General features: G+C 48.2%; 24 protein-coding genes and 2 pseudogenes. 11 read left to right on the top strand and 15 right to left on the bottom strand.

Features of this window, described 5'->3' with window-relative positions; translation table 11 throughout:
* Window positions 1-125: 125 nt before the first annotated feature.
* Window positions 126-701: a hypothetical protein gene (locus JVX88_RS14545; protein ID WP_211628028.1), complete on the top strand. Its 576-nt coding sequence runs from the start codon at window positions 126-128 to the stop codon at window positions 699-701.
* Window positions 702-788: 87 nt separating this feature from the next.
* Window positions 789-983: a YqaE/Pmp3 family membrane protein gene (locus tag JVX88_RS14540; protein WP_317134636.1), complete on the top strand. Its 195-nt coding sequence runs from the start codon at window positions 789-791 to the stop codon at window positions 981-983.
* Window positions 984-1,324: 341 nt separating this feature from the next.
* On the opposite strand, the gene JVX88_RS14535 is transcribed toward JVX88_RS14540, so the two are convergent.
* Window positions 1,325-1,675 (bottom strand): hypothetical protein, encoded by a 351-nt coding sequence (locus tag JVX88_RS14535; protein ID WP_211628026.1) that lies wholly within the window; start codon window positions 1,673-1,675, stop codon window positions 1,325-1,327.
* A gap of 86 nt (window positions 1,676-1,761) precedes the next feature.
* On the opposite strand from JVX88_RS14535, the gene JVX88_RS14530 reads away from it, so the two are divergent.
* The gene (locus JVX88_RS14530) at window positions 1,762-1,944 is read left to right on the top strand and encodes a hypothetical protein (RefSeq protein WP_211628024.1); all 183 of its coding nucleotides are present in this window, start codon (window positions 1,762-1,764) and stop codon (window positions 1,942-1,944) included.
* A gap of 139 nt (window positions 1,945-2,083) precedes the next feature.
* Here the strand turns inward: JVX88_RS14530 and JVX88_RS14525 are convergent, their stop codons facing one another.
* The 4 genes from JVX88_RS14525 to ada all read right to left on the bottom strand — a co-directional run bounded on the left by JVX88_RS14525 (window position 2,084) and on the right by ada (window position 6,825).
* The gene (locus JVX88_RS14525) at window positions 2,084-2,266 is read right to left on the bottom strand and encodes a CsbD family protein (RefSeq protein ID WP_211628022.1); all 183 of its coding nucleotides are present in this window, start codon (window positions 2,264-2,266) and stop codon (window positions 2,084-2,086) included.
* Window positions 2,267-3,415: 1,149 nt separating this feature from the next.
* A complete protein-coding gene (locus JVX88_RS43065; RefSeq protein ID WP_211628020.1) occupies window positions 3,416-5,149 on the bottom strand; it encodes an amidohydrolase family protein in 1,734 nt (577 codons plus the stop codon).
* 156 nt (window positions 5,150-5,305) lie between these two features.
* Window positions 5,306-5,785, bottom strand: a complete 480-nt coding sequence (locus JVX88_RS14515; RefSeq protein WP_225931415.1) for a DUF1203 domain-containing protein — start codon at window positions 5,783-5,785, stop codon at window positions 5,306-5,308.
* Window positions 5,786-5,787: 2 nt separating this feature from the next.
* Entirely contained in the window at window positions 5,788-6,825 is a 1,038-nt protein-coding gene (ada, locus tag JVX88_RS14510; protein ID WP_211628016.1) for a bifunctional DNA-binding transcriptional regulator/O6-methylguanine-DNA methyltransferase Ada, read from the bottom strand.
* Window positions 6,826-6,887: 62 nt separating this feature from the next.
* On the opposite strand from ada, the pseudogene JVX88_RS44110 reads away from it, so the two are divergent.
* Window positions 6,888-6,959: pseudogene (locus JVX88_RS44110) on the top strand (thiol-disulfide oxidoreductase); the annotation flags it as partial.
* 11 nt (window positions 6,960-6,970) lie between these two features.
* On the opposite strand, the gene JVX88_RS14500 reads toward JVX88_RS44110, so the two are convergent.
* From JVX88_RS14500 to JVX88_RS14490, 3 genes are all read right to left on the bottom strand, one after another.
* A complete protein-coding gene (locus tag JVX88_RS14500) occupies window positions 6,971-7,534 on the bottom strand; it encodes a thiamine pyrophosphate-dependent enzyme (protein ID WP_211628012.1) in 564 nt (187 codons plus the stop codon).
* Between the two features lie 173 nt (window positions 7,535-7,707).
* A complete protein-coding gene (locus tag JVX88_RS14495) occupies window positions 7,708-8,247 on the bottom strand; it encodes a hypothetical protein (RefSeq protein ID WP_211628010.1) in 540 nt (179 codons plus the stop codon).
* A gap of 12 nt (window positions 8,248-8,259) precedes the next feature.
* Window positions 8,260-8,694, bottom strand: a complete 435-nt coding sequence (locus tag JVX88_RS14490) for a YtxH domain-containing protein (RefSeq protein WP_211628008.1) — start codon at window positions 8,692-8,694, stop codon at window positions 8,260-8,262.
* Window positions 8,695-8,929: 235 nt separating this feature from the next.
* Between JVX88_RS14490 and lepA the strand changes: the two genes are divergently transcribed.
* A complete protein-coding gene (lepA, locus tag JVX88_RS14485; RefSeq protein WP_211628006.1) occupies window positions 8,930-10,594 on the top strand; it encodes a translation elongation factor 4 in 1,665 nt (554 codons plus the stop codon).
* On the opposite strand, the pseudogene JVX88_RS14480 reads toward lepA, so the two are convergent.
* The 6 genes and pseudogenes from JVX88_RS14480 to JVX88_RS14460 form a co-directional block, all read right to left on the bottom strand.
* A pseudogene (locus tag JVX88_RS14480) lies at window positions 10,593-11,102 on the bottom strand (efflux RND transporter permease subunit); the annotation flags it as partial. The gene lepA and the pseudogene JVX88_RS14480 sit on opposite strands and share 2 nt — an antisense overlap.
* A gap of 269 nt (window positions 11,103-11,371) precedes the next feature.
* Window positions 11,372-11,572, bottom strand: coding sequence for a hypothetical protein (locus tag JVX88_RS43060; protein ID WP_263975535.1), 201 nt, complete (start codon window positions 11,570-11,572; stop codon window positions 11,372-11,374).
* Window positions 11,573-11,574: 2 nt separating this feature from the next.
* Complete coding sequence (locus JVX88_RS43055; RefSeq protein ID WP_263975534.1) at window positions 11,575-11,946, bottom strand: glutaredoxin family protein; 372 nt, start codon at window positions 11,944-11,946, stop codon at window positions 11,575-11,577.
* A 99-nt stretch (window positions 11,947-12,045) separates the two neighbouring features.
* Complete coding sequence (fldA, locus tag JVX88_RS14470) at window positions 12,046-12,561, bottom strand: flavodoxin FldA (protein ID WP_211628712.1); 516 nt, start codon at window positions 12,559-12,561, stop codon at window positions 12,046-12,048.
* Between the two features lie 395 nt (window positions 12,562-12,956).
* Window positions 12,957-13,373 carry a heavy metal-responsive transcriptional regulator gene (locus JVX88_RS14465; RefSeq protein ID WP_263975533.1) on the bottom strand — a complete coding sequence of 139 codons (417 nt, stop codon included), beginning with the start codon at window positions 13,371-13,373 and terminating at the stop codon, window positions 12,957-12,959.
* A 97-nt stretch (window positions 13,374-13,470) separates the two neighbouring features.
* Window positions 13,471-14,118: a cupredoxin domain-containing protein gene (locus JVX88_RS14460; RefSeq protein ID WP_211628005.1), complete on the bottom strand. Its 648-nt coding sequence runs from the start codon at window positions 14,116-14,118 to the stop codon at window positions 13,471-13,473.
* A gap of 137 nt (window positions 14,119-14,255) precedes the next feature.
* Between JVX88_RS14460 and JVX88_RS14455 the strand changes: the two genes are divergently transcribed.
* The 5 genes from JVX88_RS14455 (at window position 14,256) to JVX88_RS14435 (ending at window position 17,813) form a co-directional block, all read left to right on the top strand.
* Complete coding sequence (locus tag JVX88_RS14455) at window positions 14,256-14,681, top strand: tetratricopeptide repeat protein (protein ID WP_211628003.1); 426 nt, start codon at window positions 14,256-14,258, stop codon at window positions 14,679-14,681.
* Window positions 14,682-14,946: 265 nt separating this feature from the next.
* Window positions 14,947-15,138 carry a hypothetical protein gene (locus JVX88_RS14450; RefSeq protein WP_035996814.1) on the top strand — a complete coding sequence of 64 codons (192 nt, stop codon included), beginning with the start codon at window positions 14,947-14,949 and terminating at the stop codon, window positions 15,136-15,138.
* Between the two features lie 227 nt (window positions 15,139-15,365).
* The gene (locus JVX88_RS14445) at window positions 15,366-15,623 is read left to right on the top strand and encodes a hypothetical protein (protein WP_211628001.1); all 258 of its coding nucleotides are present in this window, start codon (window positions 15,366-15,368) and stop codon (window positions 15,621-15,623) included.
* A gap of 14 nt (window positions 15,624-15,637) precedes the next feature.
* Window positions 15,638-16,159: a hypothetical protein gene (locus JVX88_RS14440; RefSeq protein ID WP_211628000.1), complete on the top strand. Its 522-nt coding sequence runs from the start codon at window positions 15,638-15,640 to the stop codon at window positions 16,157-16,159.
* Between the two features lie 349 nt (window positions 16,160-16,508).
* On the top strand, window positions 16,509-17,813 hold the full coding sequence (locus tag JVX88_RS14435; protein WP_317134635.1) for a Ppx/GppA phosphatase family protein: 1,305 nt from the start codon (window positions 16,509-16,511) through the stop codon (window positions 17,811-17,813).
* 115 nt (window positions 17,814-17,928) lie between these two features.
* On the opposite strand, the gene JVX88_RS14430 is transcribed toward JVX88_RS14435, so the two are convergent.
* Window positions 17,929-18,726, bottom strand: a complete 798-nt coding sequence (locus tag JVX88_RS14430) for a RecB family exonuclease (protein WP_211627998.1) — start codon at window positions 18,724-18,726, stop codon at window positions 17,929-17,931.
* A gap of 976 nt (window positions 18,727-19,702) precedes the next feature.
* Here JVX88_RS14430 and JVX88_RS14425 point away from each other — a divergent pair.
* Window positions 19,703-20,749, top strand: a complete 1,047-nt coding sequence (locus tag JVX88_RS14425; protein WP_263975532.1) for a rod shape-determining protein — start codon at window positions 19,703-19,705, stop codon at window positions 20,747-20,749.
* Window positions 20,750-20,808: the final 59 nt, after the last annotated feature.

The following is a 20,808-nucleotide window of genomic DNA, read 5'->3' as shown; positions in this document are numbered from 1 at the left end:
TTCGATTGCATTTACCGAATCGTTATACTGAACATAGCTTTCGGATTTTACTTGCTTTAGCCGCAGGCATAACGCTAGTAATCTTGTGGGATAGGCTGTTTCAATGGTGTCTGTCTAGAAAGCCAATGCTAGCCACTGGCCTGACGGCCCTACTCGCTGCCACCCTGGGGTTCTATCCCTACAGTTTGAAGATCGACCATGCTCCCTTTCCAGTGACGGGCTACGTGACAGGCGATGCGCCTAGCCTTTATCGATTCTTTGCCAATCAACCGAAAGATGTTGTAATTGCCTCGCTGAGCGAAGAAGCAAATCAAATTCCTACCTTTTCCCAGCGGTCGCTACTGGCGGGTGGCGAAGGCTATCTACTGCCCTATCATCCCCAGTACTTTCAGCAGCTTAGCCAGAGGTTGCTCGATACTGTTCAAGCCCAATACAGCCCCGATCTAAACCAGGTAAAAGCGTTTATCAATCGCTATGACGTAGATTTTTGGTTATTGGATCAAAAATCCTTCCAGCCTGACTTTAACAATCCCAAATCCTATCTGACTCAACTATTTGCCCAATTTCCTGTCGAGACCCAGCCAATCAAAGCCCAGCTTGCAGCGGGGGTAGTTCCAGCTTTGTCGCAAATTCCAGCCGCCTGCTCAGTTCAAAGAGACGGATTTCGAGTGCTGAGAGCTAAATGCATCCTGAAACAGTGAACAAAATAGCAAGCAAACCGTATTAATTCCTTTGGGGGAGGTCATTTCAGCAGAAGTTTTAGAGAATGAAACAATGTCACCTACAACATGGGAAGTGCTATGAATCTACTACGCATCCTACTTGCCATTCTTGTTCCTCCCCTAGGAGTTTTTCTCACATTTGGGTTGGGTCCCACGTTCATCATCAATCTGCTGCTGACGTTGTTGGGATGGCTCCCAGGCAGCATCCATGCTGTTTGGGCAATCATGAAGCATGAACAGCAACTAAATCGTCAACTCTAGAGCGCTAACTCAAACGTATTAAGCCTAGATGGCGAAACTTATGTGCTTGGTTTGAACGAGAACTTAATCCAACGATAGCAACAATCTAATAGCAATCTTGTTTGTCGAGCAGGTGGGTATATCTATCCACCTGTTTTAGGTTGCAACAGTTTTTTAGCAGTTTCATTACTGGCAATTCCCTAGATTGTGCGTCGAGGGCGCGCCAGTGAATTGCCAATATTGGGGTTTCTTGACCCTAAAAAGGGGTAAAGTCTAACTTTACCCCGCAGCTACTGTGTAATCCAAGCTATAAACCCAATCAGTCAAGCGAAATCAACCTAAAAGATTGAGAAGAGTTGAGATTAGATAATGCCTGTGCCTTTACCACGACTGTCGCGGTCTTCGGTCAATTCGCCCTGCTTATCAGTATCGTTCACTTCGGATATTTCTTGAGCACGTTCTGCTTTGAGTTCTTCCTCTTCCTGGCGCAGATCACCCGGTTCATTGACATACATTTCCGGTTCAATTGCAAAGTTGTTCACCAACCCTTCTTTGTCAACTGTGTAGCCAGCAGATGTGTCTAAACTTTCGTCTTCAGCTTGGTGAGGAGTATGCTTAAACGCTTCACCTTCACGTTCTTTCCGAGCTGCGGTTTCTGCCGGAACAATGTGAGCGTCATAAGTATCTACAGAAACATCTTCGTGTGTGCTCATAGTTTATACATCCCAAATTCTGCAATGTTATACGCTCATCATCTCCTTAAACCTGATTTGCTTCGTCTATCAGGAGTTAGAGATCTATGTTAAGAAAAATACAGCTTCTCTATCCTTTGGTCTCTACTTCTGGACTTAGAATGACATCTGGATTTACTAATATTTATGACGGGTGGTCGGATAAGGACCTCGGCATAATTAAAAACCAGATTCAAAACCCTGCGCCGCCCGCTGCGCGGGCGGCGCAGGGTTTTGGGTTTTATGTTTAATTATGCTCACCTACTTACTCAAACACCAGAAAGTCTAGGCAGAAGCTACCTAGACTAGGAAATTCAGTTTTCACTTATGTACTTCGCGCGCTCGTCATTCCGTTGACTCCTAAGAATGACAATCGGAATTGCAATTAACCTAGTCAATTGCTTTCTTGACTTTATCTTTTACGTTCTCGACTGAATGACGCACTTCGGCTTCGGCTTGCTTGGCCTTACCTTCAGCTTTGGTTTCTGGATCACCAGTCACGTTTCCAGCAGCTTCCTGAACTTTACCTTCAACGTTCTTGGCAGTTGCTTTTGCTTTATCTTCTGCGCTCATAATTACCTCGTGTTATAAACGGTAAACTACATTAGTAAAGTGCAATACTTTCAATGTAGCGAGTGATGCTGTTTAAACAATCCCTCACGCGGTAGATCAGCAGTTTACCCTAAGGCTTAAAATTCCGAATTACTTAGAATCCCAAATCACAGAGGTAAGTACCTCGGCATAATTAAAAACCAGATTCAAAACCCTGCGCGGGCAGCGCAGGGTTTTGGGTTTTATGTTTAATTATGCTCACCTACTTAGACATTGTAGGAATTAGCAGTGATGGTGCTGGGCGTTTAAGCACGCTTAGACACAGCCTTTCGGCAAAATTAGCTCCTATCCTTGAGCCTTGCCTCCTCAGCAAATCTAGCGACGATTGAGGAGGACTATAGGCTGGTTTTACCGTGGTTTTATCGAGATAGATTAAGCCAGTTTAAATTCAAGCTAAATTAGGCTCCGTGAAACTTCTTACGGTAGCAACATTTAGTCGGTAAAAACTCGGGCTTCGATTTTAAATTTTTGATTTGACAATGCTAGTTTTAATCAAGTTCGAATGATTAGTTAAAATTCAAATTTCCGTCATTTCACCTAATAATAAAAATCAAACTTCTTGCTTAATTTAGAAAAAATTTACCTCAATTTCCCCACTATTTTCTTAGAAATAAATGCCGTGTTCCTACGGTGGGCGTTGTTTGCCGAGAATTATTACGCCTGAAGTAATGAAATCGCTGGATATTAGCTGAGCAAAAGCAAACAGGCTGTCTAAGAGATTTCAAAAAACGAAAACCTGCACCTTTTGATTCTGCTCTAATCGGCTGGCAATCAGTCAATTTTGTCATGCATTTCTACTGCCCTTTCATCTTTTCCTATCAATAAAGGTGCATTTTATCTGGTGGAAATTGAATGCAAAACATTAGAGGGAGCAAAGGAAATATCCCTGATCCGACCGGCTGTTTTTAGTTGCTTCGTTCTCTTCTCAAGACTTCTTGACCTATGCGCATTTTGATTTATTCCTACAATTATCATCCTGAACCCATTGGTATTGCACCGCTGATGACCGAGCTAGCTGAAGGGTTAGTAGCTAGAGGTCATGATGTACGGGTTGTGACAGGAATGCCTAACTATCCCCAACGCCAAATCTATGAGGATTACAAGGGCAAACTATACTGCACCGAAGAGCGCAACGGAGTCATCATTCAACGAAGCTGCGTCTGGATTCGGCCCAAACCGCTTGGTCCCGGTGATCGGAAGTGTTCCTTGCGGCGAATCGATCGTGCCACTTACCTGATTGCCGGAAACGGTCAGCTGCACAGTGAAATCGATCGATTGGCCGCCAAAGTTAACTGAACCAGCAAAGCTGAATCCATTGGCTGTTGTTCGTCCGTCACGGATCTGTGTGGTGCCAAGGTCTGTCACCATAGTGCCGGTGATGGAGTTGCCGGATTGGGTTATGTTCAGCGTGCCCGTCAATGGCTGCCCCGGGGCTTGTATCGTGATCGAATAGGTTCCGCCAAAATTTGAAGTTGTTCCAGCAGCAGGCCCTGCCGTACCTGGTCCTCCTTGGCCGCCCGGCCCCCTTCCTGCACCCGGGCCCCGTCCGGCTTCAGGAGCTTTTACCTCAAACATTTTTCCGTCAACAAATACATGTGTAACGCGTTTATCATTACCGAAAAGGTCGCCGCGAACAACGGTGAGATTTGCGATCTTACCGGCATCTATTGAGCCAAGCCTGTCCGATACTCCAAAGATCTCGGCCGCTCCAAGCGTCATAGCTCGAAGTGCCGCATCGCGAGACAGTCCGTTCTCCGTTGACTTGATCGCATTGGCAAGGAAGTCATTCTGGTTCGCAAGCCCTCCGCTTTGGAACGCAAACTTAACACCGCCAGCACCCAGTTTGCCTGCCACCTTCGGGACATTCGCTCTAAAACGGAGGGTTTCTAAATTCTCCGGATCGGCTTCGGGCGATGCAGCGGCGGTGCGTCTCGGGAAGTTCAGGGAAAGAAGCACCGGCACGTCCTGAGCCTTCAGACGGTCGATGAATTTATCCGCTTCCTGTCCTCCGGCAATGATCGCCTTCAAATTATATTCTTTCGCTAAGTCGAGGGCCCTTTGTATCTCATTCGTCGAATTCGCTGAGAATATGACCGGCATCTGACGATTGATGACGGGGATGACGGCCTCAAGCGAACGGTCTGCCGCTGGACGACGCATCCCGCGGGGATTTGCGGCGTACATCTTTAGCATCTCGTCATGGCGTCGTGCGTCATTGAATATCTGTCGCAATGCGGAGAAGGTGCCAAGTAAAGAGCCCGGATACTGTCCGGGAATGGTGCTGAACGTAATGTGTAAAGCGACGGGATCCTTGACTGTCATCTCCGAGACGCTTTCACCCGCAAGATTAATGAATGCCGATCGGCCGTTGAAGATCCGTTCGCGGCCGGTGGTCAATGCGGAAGTAAATCCGGCATTCCTTACCGAATCAAATTGTCCCTCACCAGCTCGCAATTCTTCCGCAACCGAATACTCAGGACGAAAGCCTGCAGGATAATTTGAATTGGAAGGGCTTGCCTGTGCTGCAGCGGCAGCAGCGGCCCCTGGGCCACCACCTCCTTGCTGTGCCGCAGGTCTAGCTGCAAGGCCGAGATTTGTAAGCGAATCGATAAATCCCGGATAGACCGTCAAACCGTTACCGTCTATCGTCACCGCGTCTGCCGGTACACGAACACTTGGGCCGACCGCCTCGATCAATCCTTCACGGATAACGATCGTCCCGCGCTCGATTACTGCACCAGAAACGGTAACGATCCGGGCATTCGTGATCGCTGTTGATTGCGCGGAGACGATGAGAGGGAAAAGAAGGCCGATGGCCGCAAAAGCGTACAGAACGAGCTTCATTCGCATAATCAGATTGTAAAAATTAGAAAAATGGAACTTCTTTGTGAATCTACGGAGAGGATAAAGGAAAAGTTTCAGAACGCAAAGCTAGCTCGCTAAGCATTCTGAAGCCTTTACAAAATCTTACGAATAAAACTAGGTCCAGCTCGATATCGACTACGATCGCTCTACCCGTGCAATAAAGCACCCGGCATCAGCGTTTCGAAGATTTATGAACACGACTTCGTTATCATCGAAAAGGTCCGCTAATTGAGCGTCAACCGACAGAGGATCCATAACTTCTCGTGATACCAAGCGGCTCTCGTTCGAAAACGCCTCTAAAAGTATTGGAAGTTCAAGTATATCTGGTGGGAATCCGTCTCCGATGAACCGTTCACAATTATCTTCATGTATGAATATCGGCCCGGGATCGGGTATAGATGACAAGCCGTCGAATGGATTGTATGTGAGATATATCCGGCGATCATTTCCTTGGTCAAACCCCCTGAGACAGCTCCGGCATGGGCCATATCCGTTGGCCACGCTCACAATTGCAGCAAGGCTTTTGTATTGTGGTGAAATTAACGTTTGACGAACCCCGATAGATATACTCTCAGGTATCGCTACCACTTTATACGTACGATTTGTATATCCCATTTCTAAAGGTTTTTTTCGGCCTCTAACAGCTTACGCTTCCGTTCAACACCCCAGCGATAACCACTTAATGAACCGTCCTTCCCAACCACGCGATGGCAAGGAATTACTACTGCGATGCGATTTCTTGCGCACGCTTGAGCTACGGCCCGGACCTTTTTCTTATCGCCAAGCTCTTCAGCAAGCTGTGAATAGGTGACCGTTTCACCGTAAGGGATCTTTCGCAAAATGTCCCAAACACGCATTTGGAAAGCGGTCGCCTGAATGTCGAGCGGGAGATCGAGCCGATTCTCTTTGCCCGAAAGATGCTTCAAAATCTCATCGACAAAAGCTTTGAGGACCTTTGCATCTTTTACGATCTCCGCATTCGGGAATTCTTGGTTCAAGTTGTTTATGAGCTCCTCGTCATCATCAGCGAACGCCACATTGCAAAGGCCCTTGATCGTACGGGCGACGAGTATGCGGCCAAGCTCGCAGTCGGGGATCGTGTAGTTTATCTTTACTCCCTTTCCGCCTTTTTTGTACTCGGCCGGGGTCATTCCAAGGTTTTCGGCGGCTTTTCCATAGAGCCTGCTACTCGACCCAAATCCTGCTTCGTACATCGCAGTCGTGACATCACTGCCGCTTTTTAGTTCTCTTTTGAATCGTTCCATTCTTTTTAACTCGTAATATTTCTTCGGGCTAACACCAAATATCTCCTTGAAGCTCTTTTGAAGGTGAAACGGACTTACATCAAGTTCGGCCGCAAGCAGTTTCAGGTTGGGAGCCTCCCAACCATCTAGCAGCTCGCTGGCCCTGATTAGCTTCACAATATGGGGATCAACGATGTTTATGTCTCGAGGCCTACATCGTAAACAAGCCCTGAGACCAACCTGTTCTGCAGATTCCGGTGTCGGGAAAAACTCGACGTTCTCACGCTTCGGAGTTCGTGCTCGACACGAAGGCTTGCAGTAGATCCCAGTGGTTTTTACGCCTAGATAAAAAATGCCGTCAAAGCGTGCATCATTTCTCTTTACCGCTTGCCAATATAACTCCATTTGCATTTCTTGGAGTTTATCCGCACTAGGATCTGAAATCTATCCGAAAATTGCGGTAGAATTTTTCTATGGGAGCGATCGTGCTATTTGATGGTGTGTGTAATTTTTGCAATGCCTCGGTGAATTTCGTGATCAAGCAAGATAAGGCCGGTTATTTTAAATTTGCTCCGCTACAGTCCGAGATCGGCGTTACCTTGTCTTGCAGCTCCGGCACCAGCGACGCTCGATAACTCGCCTCAGCCGCACCTACGGAATGAAGGGCCTGCGTTCCCGTGCATGAAGACTGCGAAGGGACGTTCAGGTCTTTGTGTCCCCAGTGCGAAGGCATCTGGCGGCCGTGCGAATTCGGATCTATCTCAGCACCGACCGATGAATACAGCATTTCCTGCGCCGTCATGCCCAGCCCGAGCATCAATGCGCGGTCGCGGTAATATGGGAAAAACCAGTCGTAGCCGGGCTTCATCGCCTTTGCCGCTCCGACGAGCAATGCCTCGTGGCCTGCACCGGAGATCTGGAAAAAGATCTTGTTCTGGCCCTTCAGCTGTATCTCTTTGTCGTCAATCTTTCGCGACATATACATCGTGCGATACATCTCGACAAGTGTTTCAGGTGAAAGTCCGTGATACTTTTCCTCGGCAGGAGCCATGGCGGCGGCTTTTCCGTTTACATCGCGTTTCTCAGCTTTCGAACTGCTCTTTTTTTCAGAAGTCGGCATTAGAAATATATCCTTTTAATAGCGATCTATTATAGTGTTAGTAACTAATCAGAATAACAAACCAGCTGGATACGGGCAATTTCGCTCAGTAGGGCACCGACCGCTCAGGGTCGTGTCGCGAAAACAAAAAGCCTCGGCGAACCGAGGCTAAGAACGAGATCGTTACCCATTCATTATCCGATGAACAGGTCTTCTTCTACATAAACGCGATCTATCTGTTTTGGGGCTGGAGCAAAAAGCACCTCAAGCCCTTTCTTCACGCCTGCCATTATTGCCGCGATCTCGCGCGCCGGTTCGACTATCTTGCGCTGGACGAATTCGGTAGTGTCAGTTACCTGCATATGCGTCCGGTCGATGGTGTTGCTTACCAATTCTACCTTGTCGCGGGCGACCAGAGCGGTTGAATTGACGATCGAGCGCAATTCCGCAACCTCATCTTTTATTAATTCGGTTGATTCGGCAAGGTGTTTGGTCGCGGTAGAAAGATTGGCCGAAACTTCTGTGAAGTGGACCGACATCTCTTTCCCCTGCACACTGATAGCATCAACCTTGGTAAGCAGAGGTTCTACGCGCTCCTCGATCCTTCGGACCGTTCCGACAACACGGCGAACGATCACCGCTATAGCGATGATCGCTATTGCCATGGCTACAAAACATACTGCGATAATGATCGAGGCGATCATCATCCAGAATTGTGGGTCAGATGCATTCATGTATCGTATCGTTTAGTTCTTTTCGTCTTTTACCGGATAGCTCGGGCGGCCTTCGCTAATGGCCTTGGCTTCCGTCTTTCGCTTTTCAGCAACGTAGGCCTCCTTGCCCGCTTCAACCGCGGCAGTGAACGGATTCGCGGTCCTTGCGGCGGCAGCGCGTGCTTTTTCACCGAGTTCACCGGCCTTTTCCTGGGCCTGATGGTAATACTCGGCGGCCTTCTCACGCGAGACCTCATAGTATTCCTCCGCAACCTCTTGCAGGTGTGCCGCGGTCTCTTTTCCTTTCTCGATCCCCTTGCGTGTTGCATCGGCGATATCACCGCGAAGCTCAACGCCGGATTTCGGTGCGAAAAGCAGGGCGATGATTGCGCCGATGCCGCCGCCGATGAGCAAATAGGTCAATTTCGTCGATACGTGTGCGTCTTCTCTATCGTAATTGTCTCTCATAAACTTCTCCTGTATTCAAATGATACATAATTTCAAGCAATTTGATAAGGGTGCAATAACTATACCAACCTTCATACATTTAGAGCAATATAATTCTATCGCCGATCGCAGGAAAAGCGAATCATCCTCAAATTGACGGAAAACCTCGGCCCCGCATACGGCAAAATGTGCCCCGAAATATGCGAAAAGGCAAAGGGTTTGTTATTTTAGAAGATTGCCCTTTAGGCACTTTTGTATGGATCCGAACCAGATCAGGAACTTTTCGATCATAGCCCATATCGACCACGGCAAATCTACGCTTGCCGACCGTATTCTGCAATTGACGGGTGCGGTTGCGGAACGCGAGATGGAAGACCAGCTCTTGGACGATATGGATCTCGAGCGCGAACGCGGCATCACTATAAAGGCGCATGCGGTCCGTTTGGACTATAAGGCTAAGGATGGAAAAGATTATGTACTGAATCTGATCGATACGCCGGGACACGTAGATTTTTCCTATGAGGTCTCGCGTTCGCTTTCCGCATGCGAAGGCGCACTGCTTGTTGTTGACGCCTCCCAGGGCGTTGAGGCACAGACCCTTGCCAACACTTACCTCGCAATCGAGAATGACCTTGAGCTTGTGCCGGTACTCAATAAGATAGACCTGCCCTCAGCAGAGCCTGAACGCATCAAGGAACAGATAGAGAACATTGTTGGGCTCGACGCGAGCGAGGCCGTGCTGACATCAGCGAAGACCGGAGCCGGCGTTGATGAAGTGCTTGAAGCGATAATCGCAAAGATACCACCGCCAAAAGGCGACCGCACCGCACGGCTTAAAGCCCTGATATTCGATAGCTGGTATGACAGTTATCGCGGCGTTATCGTTCTTTTCCGGGTCATTGACGGCACGATCAAGAAGGGCACCAAGATCAAGTTTTTCAATACCGGCCGTGAGTATTTGATCGAGACCGTTGGGGTAAATCGCCCTAAAGCGACGCCAATCGGCGAACTGGGGCCGGGTGAGGTCGGATTCCTTACTGCGTCCATAAAGACAGTTGCCGACGTGCAGATCGGCGATACGATAACTGAAGCCGCGAATCCGACTAAAGAGCCGTTTCCGGGATTTCAGGAAGTAAAGCCGATGGTATTTGCCGGGCTTTATCCAACTGATTCCGCACAATACGAAGACCTTCGCGACGCGATGGACAAACTGCGGCTAAACGATGCTTCTTTCTTTTACGAGCCGGAATCCTCAACCGCGCTCGGTTTTGGCTTCCGCTGCGGATTTCTTGGGCTGCTTCATATGGAGATAATCCAGGAGCGGCTTGAGCGGGAATTCAACCTTGACCTGATAACCACCGCACCGGGCGTCCGCTATCGCGTTACAACGACCGATGGCGAGGTGCACGAGATCGACAGCCCGTCGCAAATGCCCGATACCGGCCGCATCGCAAAGATCGAGGAACCATTCATCGAGGCGACCATTTTGACCAACGATTCCTATCTCGGCGGCATACTTCCACTGCTGGATGAGAAGCGCGGTGTGCAGAAGAAATTTGAATACGTTACGAAAGACCGCGTAATGCTTGTCTATGAGCTGCCGCTGAATGAGATAGTGCTGGATTTCTATGACCGCCTGAAATCCGTTTCGCGCGGTTATGCCTCACTTGATTACCACCTTTCGGGCTATAAGGAATCAAAGTTGGTAAAGCTGGATATCCTGGTTTCCGGTGAACCAGTGGATGCGCTTTCGCTGATACTGCATTCTGATACTGCACAGGCAAAGGGACGCCTGCTCACGGCAAAGATGAAAGAGCTGATACCCCGCCAGCTATTTGAAGTGCCGATACAGGCTGCCATAGCCAAATCCGCATCGCATAGCGACGTTCGCCAAAGGCAAGAATGTTACCAACACCCTTAATGCGTCGAAGTGGATCTAGGACATATAGATCGGCATAGTTGCTGATAAAAATATCATCATAGCGATCGTCCTCGCTGTAGAGTGCCATTGCTAAGACAATTCCACTGGATTGCTTCGAGACCGAAACGCCCGTTTGCTGCACTACTTCTGGCAATTGGGATTGGGCTTGTAGAACTCGGTTCTGCACATCCGAAGCAGCAACATCAATGTCATGCCCTTGCTCAAATGTAATGACGATCGTGCTGGTGCCATCATTACTGCTGGTCGAACTCATGTACCTCATGCCTTCGATACCGTTAATCTGTCGCTCTAATACAGTCGTCACGGTGTCTTCCACCACTTGAGCACTAGCCCCCACATAGTTTGCAGTCACCGTGATTTGGACTGGGCTGATGTCCGGATATTGCTCGACGGGTAGGGTGGGCAGGCTGACTAATCCAACCACTAGAACAACCAAAGCACAAACAATGGCGAAGACCGGTCGCTTGATGAAGAAGTCTGTAAACATAGCGATTCTAGAAGATGAGAAGGCATGACAATTAGAGTTCAGAATTCAGGGGCAATGGTGGCACCATCCTGCAACGCGAGTATTCCTGAAACCACAATTCTTTCCCCTGGTTTGAGTCCATCCAGCACTTGATAGCTGTTGCCCTCAAGGTTGCCAAGTTCAATCAGTCGCTATCGGGCAACGCTTCCTGATTCAGATGATTCAACGACATAGACAAAGGCTTCTCCACCTAAGCGGGTGACGGCAGTCGTGGGAACCAGTACTCCTGCTCATCTAGCTTCACGATTTCCTTCTTGTAGCTGCACCACCGCTGGAGGTAATGCTTCTAGACTTTGCAGGGGCTGAATATTTGCCTCTGACAATGAGGAAAAGGTCAGCATTCCACCCATCACTGCCATGATTGCGTTCTCAGCAAAACTGACGACACCCAGCGGTGCTTTAGAGTTACCACCCACACAGGCGCAATTCAACGCTAGCTTATCAACGTCAGCGATGTGGCAAGTGCCATCAGCCCAGCCGTCGAGAAGACAGCAACGACTGGAGTATAGGAATATTCGGTTTTCTCTGCTTCTACTTTTAACCGTTCCGCCAAATCTGTGTAACCCCCAATCCGCTCGTCACCAAAGAAAATTTGAGGAGTGGTGGCAACACCGTACTTTGCTTTGAACTGATCGACTGCTTCACGCGATCGGAGTTTGACATCCTCGAATTCTATCCCTTGCTCCTGAAGCAGTTTGATGGCACGCAGCCCCCAAGGACACTCATGCTCAGGCATAGACATTCGATAAACGATAGCAGTTGTATTTGTAGCAGTCGTATTTGTATCCCGATTCAACACAGTCACAATTTACCTCCTGTCGATTAGGCTCAACGGTTAATCACCGTAAGATATGCAGTCAATTGGAGAGCCAAGCCATTTTTCTGATTATTTCTAACCAGTCAGCTACAGCCCAAATTCAGTTTTGAGTTGAGCTACCCAAGTCTTGATGCGTTCTTCAGTGAGTTCGGATTGGTTATCTTCATCAAGTGCAAGACCGACAAACTTACCGTCACGAAGCGCTTTAGAATCACTGAATTCATATCCTTCCGTAGACCAGTAGCCAACTGTTTCACCACCCAGTTCGGAAATCTTTTCTTCCAGCATTCCCATTGCATCTTGAAAGGTGTCGGGATAGCCGATTTGATCGCCTTCACCAAAGTAAGCTACCTTCTTACCACTGAAGTCAATGTTATCCAGTTCATCATCGTAGAAACTTTCCCAGTCGCTTTGCATCTCACCCACATTCCAAGTTGGGCAAGCAATGATGATGTACTGATACTCATCAAAGTCGCTTGGTTCTGTTTGTGAGATATCCTGTAGTGCTACCACGCTATCACCACCAAACTCTTTTTGAATGAGTTCAGCCGCAGTCTGCGTATTGCTTGTTTGAGTTCCGTAGAATAAACCAATCTTAGCCATCATTACCTCCAAGAAACTGTTGAAACAATTTAATTAGCGATTGTGAAAAATCCCTATCAGCAATCAACATCACCGATAACAGACGACAAACCTTTAAAGTGATTAAATCCATAAGTTGAGCAGAGCGATCGCTAGTGTAATTTCAGTTCCAAACACTTGAGTTTCGGTGCTAGTCACTTAGCTTTTGACTCAAGTGAAATCGTATTTGGATACCGTCTATACATTGCTGCTTTCTAAGCTACATTCACATTAGGGTCTCTAGTTGGTTGGAGAGTCAAGCAGATAAATGAAATTTCTGAAGCGATAAATCAACCACACTTGAGCAACATGAGGAATCTGCCAGTAGAAGAAAACCTCTTCTACTTTTCTCCATTCTCCCTACAGCCTAAACCAGCCTAAGCTTGTTGAATAATTGGACAAATAGTTTCTTCAGGATGTTCAGGAATTGTTTCCCAACCTGATAACAATCCCTTTAGCTCTTGTTTGAGAATTTGCAGTTGCTGGATTTGCTGTTCGATCGCCTCCAATTTATCCTCCAGCTTTACCTTGATGTGATCACAGGGTAGATCACCTTGATCGTAAACATCTAGAAATTCTTTAATCTCCGACAGACTTAATCCTAGTCCTTGAGCACGCTTGATGAAGCTCAATCGAGAAAATACATCTGAATCGAACAACCGATATCCACCTTCAGTTCTCCCGGTTGTTTTCAGCAAGCCTAGCTCTTCGTAATACCGAATTGTTTTGATTGGCAGACCGCTTGTTTTGGACACTGAACCAATCAATTTGGGAGCATCTTGAACCAACAACATACTGATTACATCCTCCTTTCAGGTTCTTTCCTTTATCCTAAACACTCTAGTTGACTAGAGAGTCAAGAGGGAGTTGCAGGGTGATCGTCTCTCACTGCTAATAATTTGAAGCTTGAGCAGTAGCCTTTCCATTACTGGAGCTATTAGAGTCCCGCACTTCAATCACACCCCGATTCATGTTCATGCCACACATGAATTCATATTCACCCGGCTGTTCCGGTGTAAATTCCACCGTTGTGGTTTGATCAAGAGGGAGGTTCACTGCAATGGCAAACTCTGGAATCAGTAATTGGTCATAGCAACTGCTGGGATTCTGGCGATCGAAATGCAAGCGAACCGGGTGTCCTGCTTCAACAATCACTCGCTTAGGTTGATACCCTTTAGCAACGGTCACAGTTGCCTCTTGAATCTGTGCTGGTGTCATCGTTGCTGCAACACTAGGGGCTGGAGCCGTCGAATGGGCAGTGGGATGAGCGTTTGGCTCAATATAGATGGGTTGAGGAATAGGAGCGATCGCGGGCGCTGTATCTCCATTTGCAGACTGTACTTCTACCACACCTCGGAACATATTCATGCCGCAGGTGAATTCATATTTACCCGGTTTTTCAGGGGTAAACTCGATCGGGGTGACTTGATTGAGCGGTAGCTCTTGCGCGATGCGGAAGTCAGGAAATCGTACTTCTTCCTGCGGCTGCGGTAAGTCCTTCTCGGCCTGAGCAGAAGCGCGGCTGGGCAATTGGTTCAATTAGTTTGAAATTTTTTGACGGCGGGTCAGTTCAGTCTGCCCGCTGTTTTAGCGAATTTGGTTTGGTAGGTTATCGGCTTTAGCAGATGCCAAGTTTGCTATGCTAGACCACTGGGCAATTGAATTAAAGACGGCACATGACAGAAACGACAGTTGAAGCATTATTTGATCAAGGGCTTGAACGCTATCGGGCGGGTGAGGATCCAGCATCCCTAATTCCCCTATTCAAAGAAGTTTGTGACCGGACGCCAAAGAGTAGCTCTGCCTGGACTTGTTTGGCTTGGCTTTATCTGTTGGACAACAAGCCATCCCAGGCTTACAAAGCCGCACAGAGAGCGGTGAAGCTCAACCCGCAAGATCCGCAGGCTCGGATTAATTTAGCAATGGCAATGCTGGAAACCGCTCAAAAAGGCGTCAGACAGCATGTAGAAGTGGCCGGTCAGTTGGTGATGGCAGTTCCAGAATTGCGTCAGGAAGTTGAGCAGAATTTTGAAGATGGATTAAGCAAAAAACCTGATTGGAAGAGTTTGCAGCGGGTTAAAAGCTGGCTTTTTGAAGGCTAGCCCAGTTTTCTCTCATCAAAAATTATAAATCTTAAATCTAGAGTACGCTAAATCAAGCTATCCGGCCTCAGATGTTTTAGGCTGGATTTTTTATTTAAAGAAACTTAATCATAACGGGAATTCCGAATGTATATAGATGCCTTAATCATTGCTTAAGATTATTAACAAAAGAATCGAAAATCTAATGATAAGATTTGGTGAAGTTCGAGATTAGTCATCCTGATGACTCAAATCAACTTCTTTTAAGATCAAGGAGCTGGGAACTATGAATGGTAATAACGTCGAAGTGAAACCAGAGACCCGGAATCACAAAGGCTTTTTCATTGAGCAAGGTTTATATAAGTTTATGGGTGTTGATCAGTCCGGTTGGGCACTGATTTGTGTTGATGACGCCACATGCCACTACGTAGATCCAGACAACTTAGAGGAAGTCTCGGAGGAACTGATTGAAAGCTAATCCGAATTGACTCGATTTAGAGTTTCGAATACTGCTTCTACAAATGTGGCTGTCTCCCCTGCGAGATACAGCCATATTTTTTTGACTGTTGATTTTGCTAAACTATTCCTGAACAAAATAATGCGGCCACAACGTTGTTTCAGGGGGCTGAATTGCCAGTCACACTACTCCATGATTTTTGAATTTACTACCTATCCAAGTTAATACGTTTTAGAAATTGAAAATCTATGAAAGACAAATTGCTAGAGTGGCTGAATCTCGCGCTTGTAGCCAACATTTTTCTAGTTCTATTTAGCTTTTTCTGGTTAGCCATTGCCCTGATTGGTCATGCGTTTAATTTACCTTTAGGGCTGGATCTTTGGTATCAATTATGGGAGCCTGTTTTTACTCCTGCAATCGGAATTTTGATGGCAGGGGCGCTGTTGAGCGGCATTCTGGGCTGGCTGAGTCGGCGTTTTGGTTCTAATAAACTCAATAATTCTTGACAATTCAAACATTTATGACTCTTCTCCCTTTGTCTAACGTTCGTAAGCTGCAACTATTTCGTGGGTTCCGTAGATCTTGGCTGTTGGGCCTGAGTGGGGTGACGTTGGTAGGTTGCCTGGGCAACAATCTAAGCTGGGCCTTACCTGCCGCCACCCCGGCTCCTGCGCCTGCCATTGCTCAGTCCGATCCGAACACGGGCTTCACCGGGGTACAAATCCCCTATACCTCTGTAACGCCGGTTAATAACCGCGTCAATATCCGATTTATCAACGAAACTGGCTCACCGATTGACTATCAGGTGATTGGAGACACGCAGTTTCGCACCCTGCCAGGCCGCTCGGAAATGACGCTGGAACGGCTGAGCGTACCAACCACATTTACATTCCGCCGGGCTGACAATGGCTTTCTGCAGGTGACGCTGCATCCCAATTCACCCAGAGGCACGTTAGTGATGCGAGTGCGAGAAACACCCGACTTTGCTACCGATCGGACTTCGGTTTACATCGATCAGGGAGGGCAGGTTTACCTCAACTAACCGGACAAAGAATTCGATTGCTTTAGCCGATTGCTTTAACCGATTGCTTTAACCTGATTGCCTTTAGTTAGCATCCCTTGACTTAGCATCCACCAAGTTCGCCCAGCATTCTTTCACCGAATGTCACATTTTGCAGGCAGCGGTTGGGATGTTGCTTTGTCGCGATAAAATTTAAGCAATTGTTTTAGAAGTTCCTGAACTGCCTGTTCTGTTCACAGTCCGTTCTGTTCACAGTTCAATTCCAACAACTGACAACCGTTGAATCTTAATTCAAGACCGGCTATGCGGTTGAAGCAGGCGACATTTGTTTATCCATTGCTCCATTTTCAGTGTGGGAGTGGAGACATAAATGCGAGCATCTCCAGTCCTTTGTTTTTCTCCTGCATCGAGCATGATTGATCTACTGTTTAAAGGCGAGGAATCGCGACTCGCCCCACTACCTACTCCAAAACAGGACCGAATTTTAGCCGCAATTGACGTAGGCACCAACTCGATCCACATGGCGGTCGTCAAGGTTGAACCGGCAATTCCAGCTTTTACCATTATTGCCCGCGAGAAAGCTACGGTGCGGTTGGGGGACCGGGAACCGCAAACAGGACGGTTGACTCCAGAAGCCATGGAGCGAGCAATTGTTGCGTTACGCCGCTGTCAGGAAATTGCCAAGACCCTCAATGCGGAAGAAATTGTTGCCACGGCCACCAGTGCGGTGCGGGAAGCACCCAATGGTCAGACGTTTCTGCATGAGGTGGAAAAGGAGCTGGGCTTAATCATTGACCTAATTTCGGGGCAGGAAGAGGCGCGGCGCATCTACTTGGGTGTGCTGTCGGGAATGGAGTTTAACAACCAGCCTCATGTGATTATCGATATTGGCGGCGGTTCAACTGAGCTGATCTTAGGAGACGGTCACGAACCCCGCACCCTCAGCAGTACCAAAATTGGCGCAGTGCGGCTGACAGCAGAGCTAGTGCATACGGATCCAATCAGCAACAGCGAATTCAATTACCTGCAAGCCTATGTGCGGGGTATGCTAGAGCGGTCAGTGGAGGAATTAAGCGCTCAGGTACAACTTGGCGAACAACCTCGCTTGGTAGGTACTTCTGGCACCATTGAAACTCTGGCCGCCATTCATGCCCGCGAAAAGTTGGGACTGATTCCGTCGCCGCTGAATGGCTATCAGTTCAGTCTCAAAGACTTGCGAGAGATTACTAACCGTTTGCGCAAACTCAACTACAGCGAACGAGCCGCCATTCCAGGCATGTCAGATCGCCGCTCGGAAATTATTGTGGCAGGGGCGTTGATTTTGCAAGAGGCGATGACCTTACTGGGCTTAGAGGAGATTACGATCTGCGAACGCGCACTGCGGGAAGGCATTGTTGTGGACTGGATGCTGACCCACGGGCTGATCGAGGATCGACTGCGATTTCGCAAACTTGATATGACCTTGGAAGGTTCCGTTCACATCAGCGTAGGCATAGGACTGAATTGGGAACGTGCTTCCAGCCGTCACTGCATGCAGCTCCTGGGCCGCCAAGGTAGACGTCTGCTCTGGACGAAGTTTAAAGAACGTATCTTTAATGACTCTCAGTATCTGCTCAGCCATGCAGCCAATCTCGAAAAAGCTCTCAAAGAATCTATGGTTGCTGCCATAGGATAGGCTGGTCTCATACCAGCGCCCTCAGGCAAGTTGCCCCGAGTATGGCACGGTCTGGCCCCCGATCGCCAGGGTGCCAAGATCCCTCCTAGAAGCACTCAAGACTCGTTGAGAAAGATTAGTTAAGGCTGAGTACAAGCTGCAATCCCGGTTCCGGACGAGCAGCTTCGGGTAATGGCTCTGGCTCTTGCCGCATCGCAGGGCAGTAGCGGGCATAGGCACAGCGGTCACATTGGCCTCCAGGTACAGGCAACCAACGGCGGTCGCGTCGTAATTCAACCGCTAATTCGCTGATCACCTGCTCAACGCGCTGTCGATGGTCTGGGGTTGCTGTGTAGCTAAATTTCTCACCGGTGCGCAGGTACAGCAAACTAAGCTGCTTTAGACTGCGCTGATAGCGCTGCTCCAGAGCGAGATAATATAGTCCGATCTGCAAATCAATTTCGTCTGGCTCAATGGTTTCAATCTCTTTGGCTGATTTATAGTCGATCAGCTCCAATCCATCGCCGCAGTAATCCAACCGGTCATACCGACCGGACAAAACAAACTCCAGGTTTTCCACCTGTAAACAGCCCTGAATCCGGCCTTCTACGGCTAATGGACGCCGCATCGCTGACTGGCTAGCAATAAACGAATAGTAATAACGCCGCAAAATTGCCCGCCCTTCCGCAATCTGATTGGAAGTCAGGTCACCAATTTGCTGATTCCAACAATATTCGATCCAATCGAGCCGAGGCACTGGATCCTGGTAGTGCCAATCTTGGTAGATCTGGGCCAATGCTTGGTGCAGCGAAGTTCCCAAGGCTGGTGAACCATAAAAACCAGACCCATCTAATCGGCGTTCGTAGCGGAAATAGTAGGCGCGGGGGCAGCGATGATAGGTCTGCAGCTTAGCTGCGGATAGGGTATAAGACATAAACCTCTCAATAGCTTTAATCGCTTATAAAGAGCCAACGCTTGGCAAATCTGAGCCTTAGAATTTATTTCAGAAAAAGTCTGCCCTTCGTTCTCAGCGCTGATCAATCCAGAAGAGGTAGGTAGCACCCGCAAACAGCGAGATTACTGTCTACGGGTGCGGTCTGTCGGGCATGACGCTACTATAATGGCACTAGATGTGGAATTCGACCACATATTTTTCATTAGTTCTTCCTATATATAGCGTGACGGAGCTGAAATTCTGCTAAGAGAGAATTTTATTAGGTCTCCATCCCACCCAATAAATCGCATTAGTGTATCGCAAGCTGAGATAGTGGCATAAAAAATGGCATGAAAATGGCATGAAAAGGTTGAAATTTAACGCCATGTGCAACTATATTTGCCCTCACCTCCCCAGCCCTCCTCTCCCAAAGCTAGGAGAGGAGGGAGTTTGAGCAAATTCTTACCCCCTTCTCCCAAGGTTGGGAGAAGGGCAGGGGATGAGGGCGATGCAGCACCGATCGGGGTTTTAAGTAAGTTGCACATCGCGTGCATTTATTAAAGCGTTAATTGAAAAGCGTTAATTTAAATGGCGGTAGGGTTGCGCAGGTAGCCTGAATGCTATAAATTCAATTGAAACATTGGCCATATAGGTTCGATTCAGCAATAGAGTCGTCAGCATGAATCCAGCAAGATGCAGTCATTCCATTGCATTCTGGTTTGTGAGCTGGTTCAGTGGTTTATCCTGATTTTGCCACCTTGAACTGAATAGGTTGCTAGCGTTGGCGGGTGCATTTGATGGTAATCTGATTTTTCTAAGGTGACTAGACTCAGATCCAAAAACATATTAGGATCCACCTGTAATTTTGTTAGTTGTAGATTCTGTAGATTCGCACGTGGATCGCGCTGGATTGTTATAAGTTGTTATAGTCTAGTCGCAAGTTGAAAGCAGCTAAATTTGGGGGCTTAGAAAGCTAGTGGGTTTCTTCAATCGCTTCTCATTCTCACGTGACATGGGCATCGACCTTGGCACTGCCAACACACTAGTCTATGTGTCTGGTAAGGGCATTGTGTTGCAGGAGCCTTCCGTTGTTGCTATTGACCAGGAAGACAAAGTGCCCTTGGCTGTTGGCGAAGATGCTAAGAAAATGCTGGGACGAACCCCCGGCAACGTAGTTGCATTGCGCCCTCTCCGAGATGGTGTGATTGCCGACTTTGATACGGCGGAACTGATGCTGAAACACTTCATTCAGCGCGTTCATGAGGGTCGTACTGGGCTGATTGCGCCTCGGATCGTGATTGGTATTCCCAGCGGGGTTACGGGCGTTGAGCGTCGAGCTGTTATGGAAGCGGCATCTCAGGCTGGCGCTCGCGATGTTTACCTGATTGACGAACCTGTAGCAGCTGCAATTGGGGCTGGTTTGCCGGTTGCTGAACCGACCGGTAATATGATTATCGACATCGGTGGCGGGACGACTGAAGTGGCGGTCCTCAGCTTACAGGGCACGGTCTTGAGTGAATCGGTCCGGGTAGCCGGTGATGAGCTAAGCGAGGCCATCCTCAACTACATGAAGAAGGTGCACAACCTGGTGATTGGGGAACGCACTGCTGAAGAAATTAAGATCATGGTTGGCTCGGCCTATCCAATGGATGACGATGACGATGCCATCATGGATGTGCGCGGCCTACACCTGCTGTCGGGCTTACCCCGAACCGTGACTGTGAAGGGGCCAGAAATTCGCGAAGCGATGGCAGAACCGCTGTCGGTGATTATTGAAGCCGTCAAGCGCACGCTGGAACGTACACCTCCTGAACTGGCGGCTGATATTATCGATCGCGGCATTATGCTAGCTGGGGGTGGGGCACTGCTACGGGGGCTGGATACCCTGATTAGCCACGAAACCGGTATTGTGGTACATGTGGCTGCCGATCCATTGAGCTGTGTGGTGCTCGGTACTGGGCGAGTCCTAGAGAACTTTAAGCAACTAGAGCGGGTATTCAGCGGGCGCTCACGCAACTTCTAACCCATTCAATCGATTGCGCCATTGCTCAGCTTTTCTTTTCTGAATGTAGGCAATAAGTA

Source organism: Leptolyngbya sp. 7M, assembly GCF_018128485.1.
This window is presented reverse-complemented; position numbering and strand designations above follow the sequence as displayed.